We start from the raw sequence: 20,304 nt of genomic DNA, 5'->3' as shown, positions 1-20,304 counted from the left end.
TAACACCGCCTCTTTGGCGCACCGTTCCAACCCGATGCCCTGGACTCAAAGACCTTAGCGGACACCCCAAGCCATGAACAAAAATCTGCGCTTCAGCCACAAGATCCTGCTTGCCGCCTCGCTCATCGTCATAGCTGCCTTTGCACTATTCACGCTCTATAACGATTACCTGCAACGTAACGCCATCCGTGATGATCTGGACAACTATCTTCAGGAAATGGGCGACGTCACTGCAAAAAATATTCAGACCTGGCTCGCTGGCCGTGCGCTGTTGATCGAGAACCTCTCCCAGTCGGTGGCCCTGAACCCCGACCCGGCCAATGTCAGCAACCTGCTGCAACAGAAGGCCGTGAGCTCCACCTTCATGGGTGCCTACCTGGGCAACCAGGACGGCAGCTTCATTATCCGCCCGGACAGCAAGATGCCCGATGGCTACGATCCGCGCGCGCGCCCCTGGTACAAGAGCGCCGAAAGCACCAATGGCTCCGCCCTGACCGAGCCCTATGTCGACCTGGCCACGGGGCAACTGGTGATTTCCATCGTCGACAGCGTGCTCAAGAACGGCCAGCGCACCGGCGCGGTCGGCGGCGACCTGAGCCTGCAAGTGATCGCCGACACGGTCAACGCCCTGGACTTCGACGGCATGGGCTATGCCTTCCTGATCAGTGCCGACGGCAAGGTGCTGGTCCACCCGGACAAGAACCTGGTGATGAAGAACCTCAAGGACATCTACCCCCAGGACACGCCGAAGATCAGCAATGAACTGAGCGAAGTCAGTGTCGACGGCAAGACGCGCATCGTCACCTTCACCCAGATCAAGGGCCTGTCCTCGGTGAACTGGTACATCGGCCTGTCGGTGGACAAGGACAAGGCCTTCGCGATGCTCAGTGAATTCCGCACCTCGGCGGTGATCGCCACCCTGACGGCGGTGGCCCTGACCATCGCCCTGCTGGGCCTGCTGATTCGCCTGCTGATGCAACCCTTGCACGTGATGACCCGTGCCATGCAGGACATCGCCGACGGTGAAGGCGACCTGACCCGCCGCCTGAACATCCATAACCACGACGAGTTCGGCATCCTGGGCATCGCCTTCAACCGCTTCGTGGAACGCATCCACGGCTCGATCCGCGAGGTGTCCTCGGCCACCGAACACGTCAACGAGGTCGCCCTGCGTGTGGTCAGCGCCTCCAACTCGTCGATGCTCAACTCCGACGAACAGGCCAGTCGCACCAATAGCGTCGCCGCCGCCATCAATCAGCTGGGCGCCGCGGCCCAGGAAATCGCCCGCAACGCCGCCCAAGCCTCGCAACAGGCCAGCGACGCTCGCAACCTGGCCGAGGATGGCCAGCAAGTGGTGGATCGCAGCATCCAGGCGATGAACCAGCTGTCGGACATGATCAGTGCCTCCAGCAACAATATAGAGACCCTCAACAGCAAGACCGTGAACATCGGCCAGATCCTCGAGGTAATCACCAGCATTTCCCAGCAGACCAACCTGCTGGCGCTCAACGCCGCGATCGAGGCCGCCCGCGCCGGCGAGGCCGGGCGTGGCTTCGCCGTGGTCGCCGACGAAGTACGCAACCTGGCCCACCGCACCCAGGAGTCGGCGCAACAGGTGCAGACGATGATCGAGGAGCTGCAAGTCGGCGCGCGTGAGTCCGTCAGCACCATGAGCAACAGCCAGCGCCACAGCCAGGACAGCGTGGAGATCGCCAACCAGGCCGGAGAACGCCTGAACAGCGTGACCCAGCGTATCGGCGAGATCGATGGCATGAACCAGTCGGTGGCCACCGCCACTGAAGAGCAGACCTCGGTGGTGGAGTCCATCAACATGGACATCACCGAGATCAATACCCTGAACCAGGAAGGCGTGGAAAACCTGCAGGCGACTCTGCGCGCATGCTCCGACCTGGAGCAGCAGGCAGCACGCCTGAAGCACCTGGTGGGCAGTTTCAGGATCTGAAGATCGGGGCGAACGCCCCTTGGACAGGCCGGCGGAGCATCAGGCGCCGGCCACCAGCCTCAACGCGATGGCGCTGGAGGCTCTTGCTGCAACTGCTCCCAGAGTTCGGCCGCCCCCGGGAAATCGGTGCCATCCTCGGCATCGAGTTCATCGGGGTCGTAGCGGCTCAGGCAACCCTCGCCCAGTACGGCGGGAGCCTGGGAAGTGGCTTTATCCAGAGGATCGGTCATGAGGCTGACCTCGTCGATTGCAAACCAGGACCGGGATATTCAGCGCCCGCTCCTGGTTTTTTTCAATCAGAACACCACGGTCTTGTTGCCGTGCACCAGCACGCGGTCTTCCAGGTGGTAGCGCAGGCCGCGGGCCAGCACCATCTTCTCCACATCACGCCCGAACCGCACCATATCCTCGATGCTGTCGCTATGGCTGACCCGCACTACGTCCTGCTCGATGATCGGACCGGCGTCCAGCTCTTCGGTCACGTAGTGGCAGGTGGCACCGATCAGCTTCACGCCACGCAGGGATGCCTGGTGGTAAGGCTTGGCGCCGACGAAGGACGGCAGGAAGCTGTGGTGGATGTTGATGACCTGTTGGGCGTACTCCTGGCACAGCTGCGGCGGCAGGATCTGCATGTAGCGCGCCAGCACCACCACGTCGGCACCATGCTCCTTGACCAGGCGCGAGACCTCGGCGAAGGCCGGCTGCTTGTCCTTCGGATCCACCGGAACGTGGAAGAACGGGATACCGTGCCATTCGACCATGCTGCGCAGGTCGTCGTGGTTGGAAATCACGCAAGGGATATCGCAGTCCAGCTCATTGCTGTGCCAACGGTGCAACAGGTCGGCCAGGCAATGGGACTCGCGGCTGGCCATCAGCACCACGCGCTTTTTCTCGGCGGTATCGGTGATCCGCCAGTCCATCGAGAACTCTTCGGCGATGGGCGCGAACGCCTGGCGAAATGCCTCGAGGCCAAAAGGCAGGGAGTCGGCACGAATCTCGTGGCGCATGAAGAACCAACCGCTCTGGTTGTCCGAGTGGTGGCTCGCTTCGGTGATCCAACCGTTATGGGAGGCCAGAAAGTTACTGACTTTGGCAACGATGCCAACGCGGTCAGGGCAAGAAATCACCAACCGAAAGGTGCGCATGGGGGGGAAACTCCAGAACTTCGCAAAGGTCGCCATTCTAGCCATTGCGCAGCAAAACTGCAGTATTCATTGCACCGGCACTGCCGATCGGTGCCGGCAACAGGGCCTTAGATCAGGCTTAACCAGCGGTGTTCCCAGTACAGATGGCAACACTTGCAAATAGCGCACAACTAATTTGTGAATATCACAAGAAAACCTGCGCTTCTATTAAATAGCGAAATGGCTGTTACGCCTAAAGACACTAAGAAGGCCAAATAAAGCATCGGTATTATGTTTACTTGTACAAACTCCGTGACTATTATTGCAACATTGTCATCCAGCCACCCAGCGCCCAACAAGGTAGCCCCCATGTCCCTGATCAACGAATACCGTGCAACAGAAGAAGCTATCAAAGAACTGCAAGCACGTTTGAAGAACCTGTCCCAAGACGACAAGCTGAAAGCCGAGCTGGAGTTCGAAGGCAAATTGCGCAGCCTGATGGGCGAGTACTCCAAGTCCCTGCGCGACATCATCGCGCTGCTGGATCCGGAATCCAAAGTTAAAGCACCGCGGGCCGCTGTGAAAACCACCGGCACCAAGCGTGCGCGTAAAGTTAAACAGTACAAAAACCCGCATAACGGTGAAGTCATCGAAACCAAAGGCGGCAACCACAAGACCCTCAAAGAGTGGAAAGCCAAGTGGGGTGGCGATGTGGTTGAAGGCTGGGCAACCCTGCTGGACTAAGGCCCGCAGACCGACCCGCGGTCTTTTAGCTACAATTAAAAAACGCCAGGTCACTGGCGTTTTTTTATGCCTGGCGTTCACGTCGAACGCCGCCGGCAACTTTTTAAAGGCCCAGTCGCAGGGCCAGATCGCGAACATGTTGCCGCCATTGCTCCAGCACCTGGCATTGACTCGGATCAGCACTTAACAGGGATTGCTCCAGAGCTTGCCGAAAACTTTTCAGGGTATTGGGCGCCCCCAGTTGCGGATCAAGCAAACGTTGCTGGCAGAATCCGCGCCAGCGCTCTTGCTCATCCTTGCTCAATGTTTCCGAAAAGTTACGGGCACGGTAGCGGAACAGAAGTTCCGGCAACCGCTCATCATCGAACGGCCATTCTTGCAGAGCCAAATGCTGCGGATCGGCCTGGCGCACTTGCTCACACAAGCGGCGATCGCGATCACCAATAAAGCCATCGTACAACTGCTGCTCCGGATCCTCGCTGGCAGCGAATTCATCAGGTCCGTAAATCAGCGAAAGTTTATCCTGCCAAACTTCCCGAGCCTCGCTCAGACGCAAAGCGCGGCGCTGGTATTCTTCCATATCCAAGTGCAGGCGCTGTTGATCTTCGACACGCAACACATTCAACGGCGCCACCACCGGGCAGCGATTGATATGGATGAGTTTCAACGGCACGGGCAATTCGCCTTCGGCCAGGTCTTCACGCCGGGTATACAGGCGCTGGCGCAACGTCTGGGCATCCAGGTCCAGGAGTCCTTGGGGATCCAGGTGCAGGTCGCAGACGATCAACGCATTGCGATTGCGCGGATGCCAGGCCAGGGGCAACACCACGCCGACATAATGCCGCGCGGCGGAGAAACGCCCGGAGATGTGCACCATTGGCTGCAACAGGCGGATCTGGTCCATCACCCGCTGCTTGCTGCGTAACTGGAACAACCATTCATAGAGCTTGGGCTGCTTGTCGCGGATCAGTCGCGCCAGGGCAATGGTCGCTCGCACATCGGACAAGGCCTCGTGTGCCTGGCCATGGTCGATGCCATTCTCTGCCGTCAGGCGCTCCAGCTTCAGCGTCACCTGGCCCTGTTCTTCAGGCCAGGCGATACCCTGGGGCCGCAGCGCATAGGCCGCCCGTACCACATCGATCAGGTCCCAGCGACTGTTGCCGCCTTGCCACTCCCGGGCATAGGGGTCGAAGAAATTCCGATACAGGCCGTAGCGAGTCATCTCGTCGTCGAAACGCAAGGTGTTGTAGCCCGCGCCGCAGGTTCCCGGGCGGGCCAACTGCTGATGCACCCGGGTCATGAAATCAGCCTCGCTCAACCCGCGCTCGGCCAGGCGCTGCGGAGTGATGCCGGTGATCATGCAAGCTGCCGGGTGCGGCAGGATATCGTCGGCGGGCTGGCAATAGAGGTTGACCGGCTCGTCAATTTCATTGAGCGCCAGGTCGGTGCGAATACCTGCCACTTGCAACGGACGGTCGTTGCGCGGGTTGATGCCAGTGGTTTCGTAGTCGTACCAAAAGAGGGAAGTCACGGCCTGTTCCTGAACTGAAAGACCGACGCAGTCTAGGCGCTTGCATAGCGCCAGGGCCAGCCGCATCGACCCGCAGCCCTGCCCCGAAGTACTTTAATTCGCAGTTAATGATGTCGTTTGCCCCTCAGACACTGCTAGCATCGGCGCTGGATTTTTCTCCACCAGGCCATCCAGCAAGTTGCCCATGTCCGAAACACCAGCACCGCCAAGGAACGCATCGCTGCCCCCGCCATTGGATACGCGCTACCAGGTCGAAACCCCGGAGGGTATCGATCTGCCACTGCGACCGGCGGGACTGCTGGTCCGTACCCTGGCCTATGGCCTGGACCTGGGCATCCGCGCCCTGGTCATGGGCGTGCTGTTCGTCGCCCTGGGCTTTTTCGGCGAGATCGGCATCGGCCTGGGTTCGATCCTGCTGTTCCTGATCAGCTGGTGGTACATGGTGCTGTTCGAGGTGCTGAACCAGGGCCGCTCCCCCGGCAAGCAGATGATGGGGCTGCGGGTGGTACAGGACGATGGCACGCCGATCGGCTGGAGCGCCTCCCTGACCCGCAACCTGCTGCGCTTTGCCGACATGCTGCCGTTCGCTTACTTCCTCGGCGCCATCAGTTGCCTGCAGCACCCGGCCTTCAAGCGCCTGGGCGACCTGGCCGCCGGTACCCTGGTGATCTATCGCGAGCAGACAGTCGAACGGCCGCAACTTCCCCCGGCCACGCCCCGCAGCGCGCCCTTCGCCCTGAGTCTGGATGAACAACGGGCGATCCTCGGTTTCGCCGAGCGCCAGGCCCAGCTGTCCGCTGAACGGACCCAGGAGCTGGCGGCCATCCTGGCCCAGCCGCTGCACGTACCCACCGCCCAGGCCACTGCCGAACTCAACGGCATTGCCCGCGGTTTCCTGGGAGCGACATGAAGCAAAGTCTTTTCGAGAGCCGCCACCAGGCCCAATGGCAGCACTTCGCACAACTGCTCGAGCAACTTGAACAAGGCCGGGCCAAGGCCGAGCAATGCCAGACCTTCGTCCAGGACTACCGGCGCCTGTGCCAGCACCTGGCCCTGGCCCAGGAGCGCGGCTACAGCAGCTACCTGATCGATCCGCTGCAACAGCTGGCGCTGCGCGGCCACCAGCAGCTATACCGCCGGCGCACCGCCATCAGCGCCAACGTACTGGGCTTCCTGCTGGCCGGCTTCCCGCGCCTGGTGCGCCAGGAGTGGCGCCTGGTAACGATCGCCAGCCTGCTGTTCTTCGTCAGCCTGCTGGGCATCGGTCTGCTGGTGTACCTGTACCCCGAGCTGGTCTACAGCTTGATCAGCCAACAACAAGTGGGCGAAATGCGCGGCATGTACGACCCGGCCGCCGGTCACCTGGGTCGCGCCGTCGAACGCGCCTCCAGCGAAGACTGGGTGATGTTCGGCTACTACATCATGCACAACATCGGCATCGCCTTTCAGACGTTCGCCAGCGGCCTGCTGTTCGGCCTGGGCAGCGTGTTCTTCCTGGTCTTCAACGGCCTGATCATCGGGGCCATCGCCGGCCACCTGACCCAGATCGGTTTCGGCCAGACCTTCTGGCCTTTCGTCATCGGCCATGGCGCCTTCGAGCTCACGGCCATCGCCTTGTCCGGTGCCGCAGGCCTGAAGCTGGGCTGGGCGCTGATCGCCCCTGGGCGCCTGTCTCGTGGCGAAGCCCTGCTGCAGGCGGCGCGAATCAGCGTGCAATTGGTCTATGGGGTGATCGTCTTCCTGTTGATCGCAGCCTTCATCGAGGCCTATTGGTCCTCCATGACCTGGCCCGCGCCCTGGGTCAAGTACAGCGTCGGCGCAGCGCTGTGGGCCCTGGTCCTGTCCTACCTGGGCCTTGCCGGAAGAGTCCCCCATGCGCCTGAGTGATGCCAGCGTGGTGATCCGCCCGCGCAACGCCTGGGAAGCCATGGACCTGGGCATGCTCATGGGCCAGCGCCACCGGGGCTTGTTGATGACCAGCTGGGCCATCGTCAGCTTGCCGGTATTCGCCCTGCTGAGCCTGTTGCTCTGGGATTGGCCATCCCTGGCATTGCTGTTGTTCTGGTGGCTGAAGCCGGCCTTCGAGCGCCTGCCGCTGTTCATCCTGTCCAAGGCGCTGTTCGGCGATACCCCGAGCCTGGGCCAGGCTTTGCGGCAATGGCCACGCCTGCTCAAGCCGCAACTGCTGGCCAGCCTGACCTGGCGCCGCTTGAGCATGAGCCGCAGCTTCCTGATGCCGGTAATGCAACTCGAGGGGCTGAGCGGCGATGCCCGCCAGCAACGCCTGGGGGTCCTGCTGCAGCGCAACGCCGGGGCCGCACGCTGGCTGACAGTGATCGGAGTGCACCTGGAAGGCGCACTGTGGATCGGCCTGATGGCGTTGTTCTACCTATTACTGCCGCAGCAAGTGGAGCTGGACTGGAACTGGCAGACCCTGATCGTCGCCGCCCAGCAGGACTGGCTATGGCTGGAACACCTGACCAATGCCTTCTACGCCCTGGTGCTGGTGGTCTGGGAGCCGCTCTACGTAGCCTGCGGCTTCAGCCTGTACCTCAACCGTCGCACTGAGCTGGAAGCCTGGGACATCGAACTGGTGTTCCGCCGCCTGCGCCAGCGCCTGGCCGGGGCCTGCGCCTTGCTGCTGGTACTGGGCGCGTTGTGGCTGGCACCCAGCCAGTCGCTCTGGGCCGCCACCGCCAGCAATGCCAAGCAGGTCGTGGCTGGTCCCGAGAGTCCGCGCCTGCTGCAACAGCCGCTGACCAGCAAGGCGGCGCAGGACAGCATCAAGGGCATCCTGGAAAAGCCACCGTTCAAGAATCAGGAATCGGTGACCCGCTATCGCTTCGGCGAAGAGCAGCCACAGAAAAAAGACGCCAAGGACAAGCCGCCGGGTTGGCTCAAGGATCTGCTGGAAGGCCTGGGCAAGAGCAACTTCAACGCCCTGGGCAAAGGCCTGGAGATATTGCTCTGGGGGCTGCTGCTGGGAGCGCTGGCATGGTTGCTGTGGCGATATCGCGACTGGTTGCGCACTTTCGTCGGCTGGCGCCCGCAGCCACGCAAGACCCGTCCACCGGCCATGCCTCAGCAACTGTTCGGCCTGGAGGTCGGCAGCCAGACCTTGCCGGATGATGTCGCGGCCCATGCCGCCGCGCTCTGGCCAAGCCAACCGCGCGAAGCCCTGGGCCTGCTCTACCGGGCCCTGCTCAGCCGCCTGCTGGAAGACTTCCACCTGCCCCTGGACATCGGCGACACCGAAGGCCAGGTGCTGGAACGGATCAAGGCCCTGCGGCACCCGCAGCTGGAGAGCTTCAGCATCGAACTGACCCGGCATTGGCAAAACATGGCCTACGGGCACCAGGTTCCCGGCGCCGAGGCGCAACCACGCCTGTGCGATGGCTGGCGCCAGCTCTTCGGCCCAGGAGCCGCATCATGAGCCGTACCGTATGGGGCATCCTCGCCCTGCTGGTGATCCTGGTGCTCGGCACTGCCGGCTACTACCTCTATCGCCACGCCACGCCCTACCAGGAGCTGGTGGATCACGGTCCGTCGCCGGAAGCCCTGGCCAACCCCTACCTGGCGGCGCAGATGTTCCTGCGCGAACGTGGCCTCAAGGTGGAACACGCCAATGGCCTGGAGGTGCTGGCGACCCTCAAGCCTGCCGGCAATAGCCTGCTGATGCTCGGGGACCGCTCGAACATGAGCCCGCACCAGGCCGACCAGGTACTGGATTGGGCCCGTGCCGGCGGGCACCTGGTGTTCGTCGCCGAAGCGCTGTGGGACGAGGAGACCGAGCAAAGCGGCGACCTGCTGCTGGACCGGGTCCAGGTGCAGCAAATGATGAGCGAGGACCTCGAGGAACCACCGGAGCCGGAGGCGGACGACGCTTATCCGAAGCTGACCAAGGTCCATGTCGAAGGCGAGCGGGCCCCGGCCTACATCAGCTTCGATACCGCCTACCACCTCGAAGACCCGCAAGGCCTCGCGCAGTCCTGGGCCAGCAGCGGCGTGGCCACCCACATGCTGCAGCTCGAGCACGGCAAGGGCAGCATCACCGTGCTGACCGATGCCGATATCTGGAAGAGCCCGGCCATCGGTCGCTACGACAACGCCTGGCTGTTGTGGTACCTGAACGCCGATACCGCGGTGACGTTGCTGTTCGACACCAACCATCCGAATCTCTGGCAACTGTTGTGGAAGAACTTCCCCCAGGCGCTGGTGGCCCTCGGCCTGCTCATAGTCCTGTGGCTGTGGCACGCCGGATTCCGCCAGGGCCCATTGCTGGCACCGGCGCCCAAGGCCCGGCGCCAGCTACTCGAGCACCTGCGCGCCAGTGCCGGTTTCATTCTTCGCCATGGCGGCCAGGGCCCCTTGTTGCAGGCCCTGCAACTGGATATCCGGCGCCGGGCCCGGCGCCGACACCCGGGCTTCGAACAACTCGAGCCCCAAGCCCAGTGCGAAGTGCTCGCGCTGCTCAGCCAGCAACCCGTGGAGGCAGCCAGGCAAGCACTGCAACCGCGGCCCGGGCAACGGCTGTCCAGTACCGACTTCAGCCACCTGGTCGCCCAGCTGCAAACCCTCAGGAATGCCTTGTGATCTTTTGTCCCACACGACAACCAAAGCATTGCGACAGCGATACCCTGGGGCGAGCCTCAGCCTACGAGAGCCCATCACAGCTGATGAGGGCATAGGCACTAAAACCCACTAGACCAGGCTTGAACATCGCAAGCTCCCGATATAGCCAAACGTGCTAATTAGCATCATGGGATGTGCTAGAAACTATTGAGAGCCTGCGGGTCCAACCTGGGTACTTTTACTGTTGCGTTTCCAAACCTGATACACACCGGCTTCCCCTTCCTCTTTTCAATCTCCTTGGTCGTGACGCAACATCGGACTGAAAAACACAACCAACTATAAAACCATCTACTGACGCTTACCGAACATACTCAAGCGAAAAACATCATGGATAGAGACTGCTATTGGGAACGATTCCCACAAGATAAATCAACACTCTGGCAATGGCAAAACAGCAGCTTTACTTATTCCAGCTACCGAGCAAGATTCGTTAGCGCCTCCAGCGACAAGAAACTTGCAACTCCAATCCCGGCTATCAGCCATGTTGCACATGGTGCAGAAGAATGCTGCCGGCCATCATTGTGTATCTCTGCAAATAGTCACGCGAAAGCACCATATGAAGTCGCCAGCTCTACAGCTTTCCAAACTCTCCCGAGCCACCTTATAAAATCCTCTGTTCAAGGACAGCCATACTGTTCCAATACCTGGTGAAAAGTTATCGCCCCGCTACGAGGCACGGGGATTTCAGGGCCAATAAAACCCCAAGCCATCTAGATAGCCATAGACACCCCAGGGGACAACTTGGCCATTGATGACCCACTGGGCAACCGCGCCGATAAACACCAGGCAGAGGCCACTGGCAATGAGATCAAGCTTGATCCGAAACCCAACAATAGAAACGCCAGCACTTCGTTCTTAATTGGATCACCAATAATCATGATTAAAAGGTGGCGGTTCTCAATGAACAGCATGACTGATGACGATACCCGACTCTATCTTCCTTTCGACTTCAAGCCTCACCACTCTCAAAACACCGAGCTGCTTGGGAGTACCCTTTGGCTGAAGAAAATGCAGCTCGTCGAAGACGGCAGCTTTGCCGAAGCCGTCGTACACACGGCCTCGCAGTACATACGCCTCATACACCCCTACATCGACAACAAGTTCATCAACGTCGTATTCGACCTGGCATCCTGGATATTGGTCATAGACGACATAATTGAAAATAGCGCTTCCGCCAACACGACCGATAGCACCATCGAGTTGCTCAGCACCATTAAATTCATCTGCGAGTTCGATCACGAGCAGAACCCAAGCCTGGATGACCAGCATCCCGCAATAAAATCCTTTATCGACATACGGCAAAGGTTCATGAAGCAATTACCCCGCAAAAACCACATGCACCTGATGAACGCCGTAAGCAATCAAATGTCAGGTTTCATCTGGGAAATATGCAGCAACCAGGCAAAATCCAGCATACCCCTCAATACATATTGCGCAATTAGAGCTTCAAGTTTTGGCGCACAAATCTGCTACTCACTCTTTCTTGCACTCAACAGCATTCCCATCAATGAAATGATCGAAGCGAGAAATGAATTCGTAAAAATGAAAAACTGCATCTTCCTTGCAGTCGGCATCGACAATGACCTTTATTCCTACGAAAAAGAACACACCAACGGCAGCAGGGCCTTCAATATCATCGACGTCATTCAGCAAGCACTGAATATCGACTTGTACAGCTCGATCAGAAAAACCATCAACCTAAGAAACATGCTAATAAATCGATACACCATCTTGAACAGCTCGCTATCAAGCGAGACAGAGATAAGATGCCGCGCAGTCCATCTTGAAGAATTGCTAGCCAGAAACATCCACTTCGGAAAGACCAGCGAGCGATATAGAAAAACCCCTGGGGGTGCAACAGGAGACGACAACCACTTCTTTTCTGCGTCCTACCGTTTCAACACAACCAATGCCTTTGAAAGCAAAGAAATAAAAGACATTCTCGAATTAGCCCCTCTAATATCAAGCTTGTGGCATGACCCGACGACAAACCCTGCTAGCCAGCTGGATTAGCCCAGCCAACGTGGATGGTGGCGTCCATCCGTTGCAGCCGCAGCGTTACAACCTGGGCCTAACTCCCAGAATTCAGCCAACGGCGGCGCCCTCTCCTGCCGACAGCAAGAGAGTCGTAGCGCCGCCTGCCAATGTCTGAATGTCGTCTCGATCAAGAGCGGTGATTCGAGCAGCCCCAACGATCAAGGCCAGGATGGCAGGCTTTGATGCAATCAAACTGACTGCATGGATAGAATGCGCATGGCTTGTCAGTCTCCCAGCCGGCCTGCAGGACACAAGCGCGAGAAATTCTGGTTATGCGCCTGTGTTATGGGCGCTAAAAACTAACCGTCAGTAAGGTTGCATAATCCATGAGTGAACAATCCGCAGAACCACTTGCCTGCGCCGAGCCGTCCCCGGCCACAGCGCCCCAGCAGCGGCAACGGGCCAGCCAGCTGGCCCAGGCCGTGCGCCAGGAACTGCAGAAGGCGGTGATCGGCCAGCAAGCGGTGATCGACGATGTGCTGACGGCGCTGATCGCCGGGGGCCACGTGCTGCTCGAGGGTGTTCCAGGCCTGGGCAAGACCCTGCTGGTACGTGCCCTGGCCCGCTGTTTCGACGGCGATTTCGCACGTATCCAGTTCACTCCCGACCTGATGCCCAGCGACGTCACCGGCCATGCGGTGTATGACCTTGCCAGCGAGCAATTCAAGCTGCGCAAGGGGCCGCTGTTCACCAACCTGCTGCTGGCCGACGAGATCAACCGCGCGCCGGCCAAGACCCAGGCCGCCCTCCTGGAGGCCATGCAGGAACGCCAGGTGACCCTCGAAGGCCGGGCGCTGCCCATTGCCCAGCCGTTCATGGTCCTGGCCACCCAGAACCCCATCGAGCAGGAAGGCACTTATCCGTTGCCCGAAGCCGAGCTGGATCGCTTCATGCTCAAGCTGCGCATGGATTATCCGGACGCCGTCCAGGAGCTGGAGATGGTCCGCCAGGTGGCGCGCTCGACCCGCGCCGACATGCTCGATGTGCAGCCCCTGCGCACCGTGTTGCAGGCCGAGGATGTGCAGGACCTGCAACGCATCGCCAGCGAGCTGCCGCTGGACGACCAGGTGCTCGACTACGCCGTGCGCCTGGCCCGGGCCACTCGCAGCTGGCCGGGCCTGACCCTCGGCGCCGGCCCGCGGGCTTCCATCGCCCTGGTACGCGGCGGTCGGGCCCGCGCGTTGCTGCGCGGTGGCGACTTCGTGATTCCCGACGACATCAAGGGCTGCGCCATGGCCGTACTGCGCCATCGGGTGCGTGTCGCCCCGGAACTGGACATCGAGGGCCTGTCGGTGGAACAGGTGCTCCAGCAGATGCTCGAGCAAATTCCGGCACCGCGCCTGTGAGCGGCCAACGGCGATGAAACCGACCCGTTTGCTGCTGATCTGGCTCGGCGTCCTGGCCGGCCTGGGCACCATTCTCGGAGCGACCCGGGCCCTGGGCGTGGAGATCGCCCCACGCCTGGACTCGGTCGCCTGGGGCCTGGTGCTGGCGTTGTCGTTGCTGGCCCTGCTCGACGCCTGGCGCGCCTGGCGCCTGCCTGCACCGCAGGTACGCCGGCATTTGCCCGGCAGCCTGCCCCTGGGACGCTGGAGCGAAGTGCAACTGGAGATCCGCCACACCCATGGACAGGCACTGGATGTGCAGCTGTTCGATCATCCGCCCCAGGGCCTGGCCTTCGAACACCTGCCGCAGTCGGCCAGCCTCGAGCCCGGCCACGCCAGCCGCGTGAGCTACAACGTGCGCCCGTTATTGCGGGGCCGCTTCGATTTCGAGCGGTGCGCTATCAACCTGCCCAGCCCACTGGGCCTGTGGCAGGTCCGGCACCTGGTGGCGGTCCAGGACAGCACCCGGGTCTACCCGGACTTCGCCCGCCTCTACGGCGGCCAGTTGCTGGCGGTGGACAACTGGCTCAGCCAACTCGGGGTACGCCAGCGGCAACGCCGGGGCCTGGGCCTGGAATTCAACCAGCTTCGGGAATTTCGCGAGGGCGACAGCCTGCGCCAGATCGATTGGAAGGCCACCGCTCGCCAACGCACGCCGATCGCCCGGGAATACCAGGATGAACGCGACCAGCAGATCATCTTCATGCTCGATGGCGGACGCCGCATGCGTAGCCAGGACGATGAACTGGCGCACTTCGACCACGCCCTCAACGCCTGCCTGCTGCTGAGCTACGTGGCCCTGCGCCAGGGTGATGCTGTGGGCTTGTGCAGCTTCGCCGCCAATCCGTCACGCTACCTGGCACCGGTCAAGGGGCCGGCCCAGCTCAGCGTGTTGCTCAACGGCGTCTACGACCTGCAGAGCAGCCAGCGCCCCGCCGACTACCAGGCCGCCGCCAGCGAACTGCTGGCCCGGCAGAAGCGCCGCGCGCTGGTGGTGCTGGTCACCAACCTGCGGGACGAGGACGACCAGGAATTGCTCACGGCGGTCAAGCGCATCGGGCGCCAGCATCGGGTGCTGGTGGCAAGCCTGCGCGAAGAAGTCCTCGACCAGGTGCGCCAGACGCCGGTGCAGACCCTCTCCGAGGCGTTGACCTATAGCGCTACGGTCCACTACCTCAACAGCCGCGCCGAACTCCACGAGCGCCTGGGCGCCCACGGCATCAGCCTGCTCGACGTCCGCCCGGGAGAATTGGGCGCCGAGCTGGTAAGCCGTTATCTGAACTGGAAGAAAGCAGGCAGCCTGTAGCGGCTGCCCGGGGAGTCAGGCCGAGGCCTGCAATGGATAGAAGCTGAAGTAATGCCGCAGGGCCTGCTCCAGCTCGGCCAGTTCCGGTGAGGAACGCTGCAGGCTGAAGCCACTGTCGTAGTGATGGGGCGTGAGGTCCTCATGGCACCACAGGCAACGGGCGCTGAAATCCACCAATTGCAACTGGCCTTCACCCGCTGGCACCTTGACCCGCAACTCGAACTCGCCACCGACCAACATCGGCAATTGGCTGATCAGCATCAGCCCATCGGCCGAGAGATTGCCGAGGAACCCGACGGGCTTGTCGGTGAACCGGTTGAAGACCTTCAAAAAAGACGGCAGCTGCTGCCGTTCGATCCGACGTTCCGTGAACATGCTGGGTATCGCTATGCAAAGGTCATTAAGCATGACCGCGCTAGTGCTTCGGAACGGCCCCGATACTGGCTCGCTCTCCCGGCCAGGTAGGCGAGCAACGTCGCCATAGGGCTCCATGCCCCTGCCCCGGAGAAGATCGGGGGCAGTCTTCGAACCGCACCTGCAGAACTACGCCTGCTGGGCCGCATGTACGAATGTTAGCTCAAGCACCCGGGGCGATGGCAATGCCCCGAGAGGATCTCACAAGGCGGTGCGACGAACCTGGGCCGCGCCATTGGCCGGGTAGTGCCCCAGTTGCTGCAAGGTGTCCAGGCGCGCCCGGGCGCGGTAGGCATATTCGCTGGTGGGGTACTGGGTGATGATGAACTGGTAGGTCTGGACGGCGTCGACGAACAGCTTCTGGCGCTCCAGGCACTGGCCACGCAGCATCGACACTTCAGGCTGGATATAGCGCCGCGCACGACTGGCGCGATCGACCTGGCTCAGCTCGAGCATCACTCGCTCGCAACTGCCAGCGTCATAGGCGCGGTAGGCATTGTTCAGATGGTGGTCCATGGACCAGCGGGTACAGCCGACAACACTGACGGCCAGGGCAGCAATGAGTACGAATCGCATGGGGTATCTCCTGTCTTGTGCAGTGTATCGACTCATTGGCGAAAATCTTCAAGGTTGTCGCTGCAAACAAACAAAGCATTTAAGTAGTGCAAACGAACAATGACTACAGCTGCGGAGCATAGTAGCCTCTCGTTGCGCTTGAATTCAGGAGTCCGTGCATGTCCGTTCGTCGTACCAAAATCGTCGCCACCCTTGGCCCGGCCAGTAACTCGCCGGAAGTTCTCGAACAACTGATTCTCGCTGGCGTGGATGTCGCCCGTCTGAACTTCTCCCACGGTACTCCCGCCGAGCACAAGGCCCGCGCCCAACTGGTCCGCGACCTGGCCGCCAAGCATGGGCGCTTCGTGGCGATCCTCGGCGACCTGCAAGGCCCGAAGATCCGCATCGCCAAGTTCACCAACAAGCGCATCGAATTGAAGATCGGTGACAAGTTCATCTTCTCCACCAGCCATTCGCTGACCGAAGGTACCCAGGAAATCGTCGGCATCGACTATCCGGACCTGGTCAAGGACTGCGGCGTCGGCGACGAACTGCTGCTGGACGACGGCCGCGTGGTGATGCGCGTGGAAACCGCCACCGCCACCGAACTGCATTGCGTGGTGACCGTCGGCGGCCCGCTGTCGGACCACAAGGGCATCAACCGTCGCGGTGGTGGCCTGACCGCCCCGGCCCTGACCGAGAAAGACAAGGCCGACATCAAGCTGGCAGCCGAGATGCAGGTCGACTACCTGGCCGTGTCCTTCCCCCGTGATGCCGCCGACATGGAATATGCGCGCCAACTGCGCGACGAATCCGGTGGTACCGCCTGGCTGGTGGCCAAGATCGAGCGCGCCGAAGCCGTGGCCGACGACGAAACCCTCGATGGCCTGATCAAGGCCAGTGATGCGGTAATGGTCGCCCGTGGCGACCTGGGCGTGGAAATCGGCGATGCCGAGCTGGTGGGCATCCAGAAGAAGATCATCCTGCACGCCCGCCGCCACAACAAGGCGGTGATCGTGGCGACCCAGATGATGGAGTCGATGATCCAGAACCCGATGCCGACCCGTGCCGAAGTATCCGACGTGGCCAACGCCGTGCTCGACTACACCGACGCGGTCATGCTCTCGGCGGAAAGCGCCGCCGGTTCCTACCCGCTCGAAGCGGTCCAGGCCATGGCGCGGGTCTGCGTCGGTGCGGAAAAGCACCCGACCAGCAAGACCTCCAGCCACCGCATGGGCAAGGTGTTCGAAAGCTGCGACCAGAGCATCGCCCTGGCCGCCATGTACACCGCCAACCACTTCCCCGGCGTGAAGGCGATCATCGCCCTGACCGAGAGTGGCTACACCCCGTTGATCATGTCGCGGATCCGCTCCTCGGTGCCGATCTACGCCTACTCCCCGCATCGCGAGACCCAGGCCCGGGCCGCCATGTTCCGTGGCGTCTACACCATTCCGTTCGACCCGGCATCGCTGCCGCCGGAGCAGGTCAGCCAGGCTGCCATCGACGAGCTGCTCAAGCGTGGCGTCGTGGAAAAAGGCGACTGGGTGATCCTCACCAAGGGCGATAGCTACCACACCACCGGTGGCACCAACGGCATGAAGATCCTGCACGTTGGCGATCCGGTAGTCTGACTCAGGCTCCGCGCGAGACCCAAAAGCCCCGGCGTGAACGCAGGGGCTTTTTCATGTGCGCAGGGTTTTTCCGCATAGCGCCAGCGCCGGGCTCTCAGCTCTTGGCGAGGAACCCGGACAAGGCGGCGATCGCTTCCGGTGAACGCAGGCGCTGGGTAAATAGCCTGCCCTCCTCCTCGATGACCCGGCGCAGCAGCTCACGATCCGGCGCCTTCATCAGTTGCTTGCTGACCTGCACAGCTCCCGGCGCCAGCTGGCTGAAACGCAAAGCCGCTTCCCGGGCCTTGGCCAGGGCCGCCGCGCCGCTTTCCAAGGCAGCGGTGGCAATGCCCCAGGCGGCTGCCTGCTCACCGGAAAAACCCTCGCCCAGCAACAGCAACTCGGCGGCCCTGGCCTGGCCCAACAGGCGCGGCAGGATCAGGCTAGAGCCGAACTCCGGACACAATCCGAGGTTGACGAACGGCATGCGCAAGCGCGCGTCACGACTGACATAGACCAGGTCGCAATGCAGCAGCAAGGTGGTGCCGATGCCCACCGCCGGGCCGGCCACCGCCGCCACCACCGGCTTGCGGCACTCCAGCAGGCTGCGCATGAAGTGGAACACCGGGCTATCCAGGTCGGTGGGCGGTTGCTGGAGAAAGTCGGCGATGTCATTGCCGGCGGTGAAGCACTCGCTGCTTCCGCAGATCAGCAGCGCGTTGATTTCAGGGTCGGCATCGGCCTCGACCAGGACCTCGGCCAGGCGGCTGTACATGGCACGGGTCAGGGCATTCTTCTTGTCGGGGCGGTTCAGGCGCAGGGTCAGCAGCCCGCCCTCGCGTTGCAACTCGATGGCATCGGTCATGGGGATCTCGCTCTGGGGGAATCAGCACTCAACCACGAGGCAGGAACACATCGGCCAGCAGTTGGTTGCGCGGCAACCCAGCCAGGTAGAGGCGCCGGGCGAAGGCTTCGACACTGTCAGGGTGACCGCAGAGTAAGGCCTGGGTTTGCCGGGAAACAAGCCGCAATTGCGCCAGGAACGACGCCAGCTGCGCCCCCTCCAGCAGGTCCACGGTCAGTTCGGGACGATTGGCCGCCAGTGCCGCCAAGGGTTTGGCCAGGTAGTGCTCGCTCGCATCATGGGCCACGTGAATGACCCGGATGGGGCCTTGGTGATCCTGGCGCAAGGCCTCGCGCAGCACCCCGAACAACGGTGCCAGGCCGGTCCCCGCCCCCAGCAGCCAGAGCGGCCGCTGCTGCCAGTCCGGATCGTAATGCAGGGCACCGCCGCGCAACTCCCCCAGGCGCAGCGGATCGCCCACTTGCAACTGGCGGGCCGCGTCGCTGAATTGCCCCGGATGGCGGCAATCGAGATGGAACTCCAGGAAGCGATCATCCTCGGGCAGGCTGACCAGGGAGTATGGCCGGGCGATCCGGCTGGCGGTCCACAGCACCAGGTGCTGGCCGGCCCGGTAGCGCAGCGGCCGACCGGGTTGCAGGCGCAGGCGCAGGACGGTGGTGGACAGCCAATCGATACCTATGACCGTGGCGGGCAAGCCATCACGCAAAGGATCGAAGGTCTCTACCTGCAGGTTTTCTACCACTTGGCATTGGCACGCCAGGCGCCAGCCCAGTTGCCGCTGCTCGTTGCTCAAGGCATCGGGCCGGCTGTCGGCGGGCAAGCCCTGGACGCAGTGCACCAGGCAGGCGTGGCAGCTACCGGCCCGACAGCTATAGGGAACGGCCACCCCTGCCTGGTTCAATGCATCCAGCAGGTTGCTGCCAGGCGCCACCTGCCAGCGCTGGCCGCCCACGGTCAATTCAGGCATCGAGTGTTTCCCAGGCTGCACAGCAACGATTGCGCCCATCGCGCTTGGCCCGATACAGCGCCTGGTCGGCGCGCTGCAAGGCGTTATCCAGCTCGTCGCCGGCCTGCAGCAGGGTCATGCCTGCCGACAGGCTGAGGTCGGGGATGTCCAGGCCCACCAGTTGCACTTGCATGAAGGCCAGGCGCAGGCGCTCGCAGCAGGAGGTCAGGCGCTCGGCATCGCATTCGGGCAGCAGCACCACGAATTCTTCGCCGCCATAACGCGCCAGCACATCGCCGTCCCGCAGGCAGGCGGTGGCCACCGCGGAAAACGCCTGCAACACCTGGTCGCCCGCGGCATGGCCATGGATATCGTTGATACGCTTGAAGTGATCCAGGTCGATCAGCGCCAAACCGTGGACCTGCAGCCGGTCCATGGCCTGAAGCTCACGGCCGGCGATACGCAGGAAGTGCCGGCGGTTGAACAAGCCGGTCAGCTCGTCGGTGGCCACCAGGTCCTCGAGCTGGCGCATCATGCCGCGCAAGGTGTCCTGGTGGGCCTGCAAGGCGAATCGGCGCTGGCGCATGCGTGAGCGCGAGGCCTGGACATAGGCGGCGTACAGGCACAACCACACCAGCATCACCAGCAGTACGCAGACCTGCAGCGCCGCCAGTTGCGGGTCGTCGAGGGCAAAGTGATAGCCGTCCCAGAGATTGACGCCGGCAAAGCAGAAGAAGATCAGCACCGTGCAACGCAGGTAGGCCCGGCGCGACAAATGGAACAAGCCGAACAGCAGCGGCAGGACATAGAACACCAGGAAGGCGCCCCGGGCCTGGTCGAGCAAGGCGACCAGCCAGGTCTGCCAGGCGATGCCCAGGACCACCTGGATCTCGGTCAGGCTGGGATCGGCCAGGCGCAGGTTGCGCCCACTGAGGAATACCCAGCACAACAATCCCTGGCTGGCCAGGACCAGGACCGTGCCCAGCAGTGCACTGCCGGTGGATGCCCGGTAGTGCCCCGTGAGAACGGCCAGCCAGAACAGCAGCAGGATCAGTCCGTAGGTGCCCGCAGCGATGGTGAAGCGCTTGAATAACAAGCTCTGGATGGCTTTATGGGTCAATCGTTGACTCACCGTGAGATAAAGAGGCTCAAGAGTTTCCTACTCTGCAGGCCACTCGCCACTTTAGTGCTG

The 20,304-nt window shown here is 61.9% G+C and carries 18 protein-coding genes and 1 pseudogene; 11 read left to right on the top strand and 8 right to left on the bottom strand.

Annotation, left to right across the window (positions count from 1 at the left end):
* Nucleotides 1–73 precede the first annotated feature (73 nt).
* Both CAG11_RS34430 and CAG11_RS34425 read left to right on the top strand, forming a co-directional pair.
* Nucleotides 74–1,105 (top strand): annotated as a pseudogene (locus tag CAG11_RS34430) (cache domain-containing protein); the annotation flags it as partial.
* Nucleotides 1,106–1,198: 93 nt separating this feature from the next.
* Nucleotides 1,199–1,963, top strand: coding sequence for a methyl-accepting chemotaxis protein (locus tag CAG11_RS34425; RefSeq protein WP_371263433.1), 765 nt, complete (start codon nucleotides 1,199–1,201; stop codon nucleotides 1,961–1,963).
* Between the two features lie 59 nt (nucleotides 1,964–2,022).
* Here CAG11_RS34425 and CAG11_RS33765 read toward each other — a convergent pair whose 3' ends face one another.
* On the bottom strand, nucleotides 2,023–2,193 hold the full coding sequence (locus tag CAG11_RS33765) for a hypothetical protein (protein ID WP_022640531.1): 171 nt from the start codon (nucleotides 2,191–2,193) through the stop codon (nucleotides 2,023–2,025).
* Between the two features lie 66 nt (nucleotides 2,194–2,259).
* The gene (gene purU, locus CAG11_RS05385) at nucleotides 2,260–3,108 is read right to left on the bottom strand and encodes a formyltetrahydrofolate deformylase (protein WP_022640532.1); all 849 of its coding nucleotides are present in this window, start codon (nucleotides 3,106–3,108) and stop codon (nucleotides 2,260–2,262) included.
* Nucleotides 3,109–3,456: 348 nt separating this feature from the next.
* Here purU and mvaT point away from each other — a divergent pair, with 348 nt between their 5' ends.
* Complete coding sequence (gene mvaT / locus CAG11_RS05380) at nucleotides 3,457–3,831, top strand: histone-like nucleoid-structuring protein MvaT (protein ID WP_085595217.1); 375 nt, start codon at nucleotides 3,457–3,459, stop codon at nucleotides 3,829–3,831.
* A gap of 103 nt (nucleotides 3,832–3,934) precedes the next feature.
* On the opposite strand, the gene sbcB is transcribed toward mvaT, so the two are convergent.
* On the bottom strand, nucleotides 3,935–5,362 hold the full coding sequence (sbcB, locus tag CAG11_RS05375; protein WP_085595215.1) for an exodeoxyribonuclease I: 1,428 nt from the start codon (nucleotides 5,360–5,362) through the stop codon (nucleotides 3,935–3,937).
* A 184-nt stretch (nucleotides 5,363–5,546) separates the two neighbouring features.
* On the opposite strand from sbcB, the gene CAG11_RS05370 reads away from it, so the two are divergent.
* The 7 genes from CAG11_RS05370 (at nucleotide 5,547) to CAG11_RS05335 (ending at nucleotide 14,722) form a co-directional block, all read left to right on the top strand.
* A complete protein-coding gene (locus CAG11_RS05370) occupies nucleotides 5,547–6,272 on the top strand; it encodes an RDD family protein (RefSeq protein ID WP_085595212.1) in 726 nt (241 codons plus the stop codon).
* Complete coding sequence (locus CAG11_RS05365) at nucleotides 6,269–7,249, top strand: stage II sporulation protein M (RefSeq protein WP_085595210.1); 981 nt, start codon at nucleotides 6,269–6,271, stop codon at nucleotides 7,247–7,249. The genes CAG11_RS05370 and CAG11_RS05365 overlap by 4 nt, the downstream gene beginning before the upstream one ends.
* Nucleotides 7,236–8,795, top strand: coding sequence for a DUF4129 domain-containing protein (locus tag CAG11_RS05360; RefSeq protein WP_085595208.1), 1,560 nt, complete (start codon nucleotides 7,236–7,238; stop codon nucleotides 8,793–8,795). The genes CAG11_RS05365 and CAG11_RS05360 overlap by 14 nt, the downstream gene beginning before the upstream one ends.
* The gene (locus CAG11_RS05355) at nucleotides 8,792–9,955 is read left to right on the top strand and encodes a DUF4350 domain-containing protein (RefSeq protein ID WP_085595206.1); all 1,164 of its coding nucleotides are present in this window, start codon (nucleotides 8,792–8,794) and stop codon (nucleotides 9,953–9,955) included. The genes CAG11_RS05360 and CAG11_RS05355 overlap by 4 nt, the downstream gene beginning before the upstream one ends.
* Nucleotides 9,956–10,735: 780 nt before the next feature.
* Entirely contained in the window at nucleotides 10,736–12,007 is a 1,272-nt protein-coding gene (locus tag CAG11_RS05345) for a terpene synthase family protein (protein ID WP_143494502.1), read from the top strand.
* A 350-nt stretch (nucleotides 12,008–12,357) separates the two neighbouring features.
* The gene (locus CAG11_RS05340) at nucleotides 12,358–13,377 is read left to right on the top strand and encodes a MoxR family ATPase (protein WP_053131599.1); all 1,020 of its coding nucleotides are present in this window, start codon (nucleotides 12,358–12,360) and stop codon (nucleotides 13,375–13,377) included.
* Between the two features lie 13 nt (nucleotides 13,378–13,390).
* A complete protein-coding gene (locus CAG11_RS05335; RefSeq protein WP_085595199.1) occupies nucleotides 13,391–14,722 on the top strand; it encodes a DUF58 domain-containing protein in 1,332 nt (443 codons plus the stop codon).
* 15 nt (nucleotides 14,723–14,737) lie between these two features.
* Here the strand turns inward: CAG11_RS05335 and CAG11_RS05330 are convergent, their stop codons facing one another.
* Together CAG11_RS05330 and CAG11_RS05325 are read right to left on the bottom strand one after the other, a co-directional pair.
* A complete protein-coding gene (locus tag CAG11_RS05330; RefSeq protein WP_022640544.1) occupies nucleotides 14,738–15,097 on the bottom strand; it encodes a PilZ domain-containing protein in 360 nt (119 codons plus the stop codon).
* 240 nt (nucleotides 15,098–15,337) lie between these two features.
* Entirely contained in the window at nucleotides 15,338–15,712 is a 375-nt protein-coding gene (locus tag CAG11_RS05325) for a hypothetical protein (protein WP_022640545.1), read from the bottom strand.
* A 158-nt stretch (nucleotides 15,713–15,870) separates the two neighbouring features.
* On the opposite strand from CAG11_RS05325, the gene pyk reads away from it, so the two are divergent.
* Nucleotides 15,871–17,322 (top strand): pyruvate kinase, encoded by a 1,452-nt coding sequence (gene pyk / locus CAG11_RS05320; RefSeq protein ID WP_022640546.1) that lies wholly within the window; start codon nucleotides 15,871–15,873, stop codon nucleotides 17,320–17,322.
* A 94-nt stretch (nucleotides 17,323–17,416) separates the two neighbouring features.
* Here the strand turns inward: pyk and CAG11_RS05315 are convergent, their stop codons facing one another.
* From CAG11_RS05315 to CAG11_RS05305, 3 genes are read right to left on the bottom strand one after another with little or no spacing between them, the layout of a single operon-like run.
* Nucleotides 17,417–18,166, bottom strand: coding sequence for an enoyl-CoA hydratase-related protein (locus CAG11_RS05315; RefSeq protein ID WP_085595197.1), 750 nt, complete (start codon nucleotides 18,164–18,166; stop codon nucleotides 17,417–17,419).
* Between the two features lie 28 nt (nucleotides 18,167–18,194).
* Entirely contained in the window at nucleotides 18,195–19,133 is a 939-nt protein-coding gene (locus CAG11_RS05310; protein WP_085595195.1) for an iron-sulfur-binding ferredoxin reductase, read from the bottom strand.
* On the bottom strand, nucleotides 19,126–20,232 hold the full coding sequence (locus tag CAG11_RS05305) for a diguanylate cyclase (RefSeq protein ID WP_085595193.1): 1,107 nt from the start codon (nucleotides 20,230–20,232) through the stop codon (nucleotides 19,126–19,128). The genes CAG11_RS05310 and CAG11_RS05305 overlap by 8 nt, the downstream gene beginning before the upstream one ends.
* Nucleotides 20,233–20,304 lie beyond the last annotated feature (72 nt).

This window comes from Pseudomonas sp. B6(2017) (assembly GCF_002112765.1).
Taxonomy (GTDB): Bacteria; Pseudomonadota; Gammaproteobacteria; order Pseudomonadales; family Pseudomonadaceae; genus Aquipseudomonas; species Aquipseudomonas piscis.
Note: the sequence above shows the minus strand (reverse complement) of the source record. Positions and strands in the feature narration are given on the sequence as shown.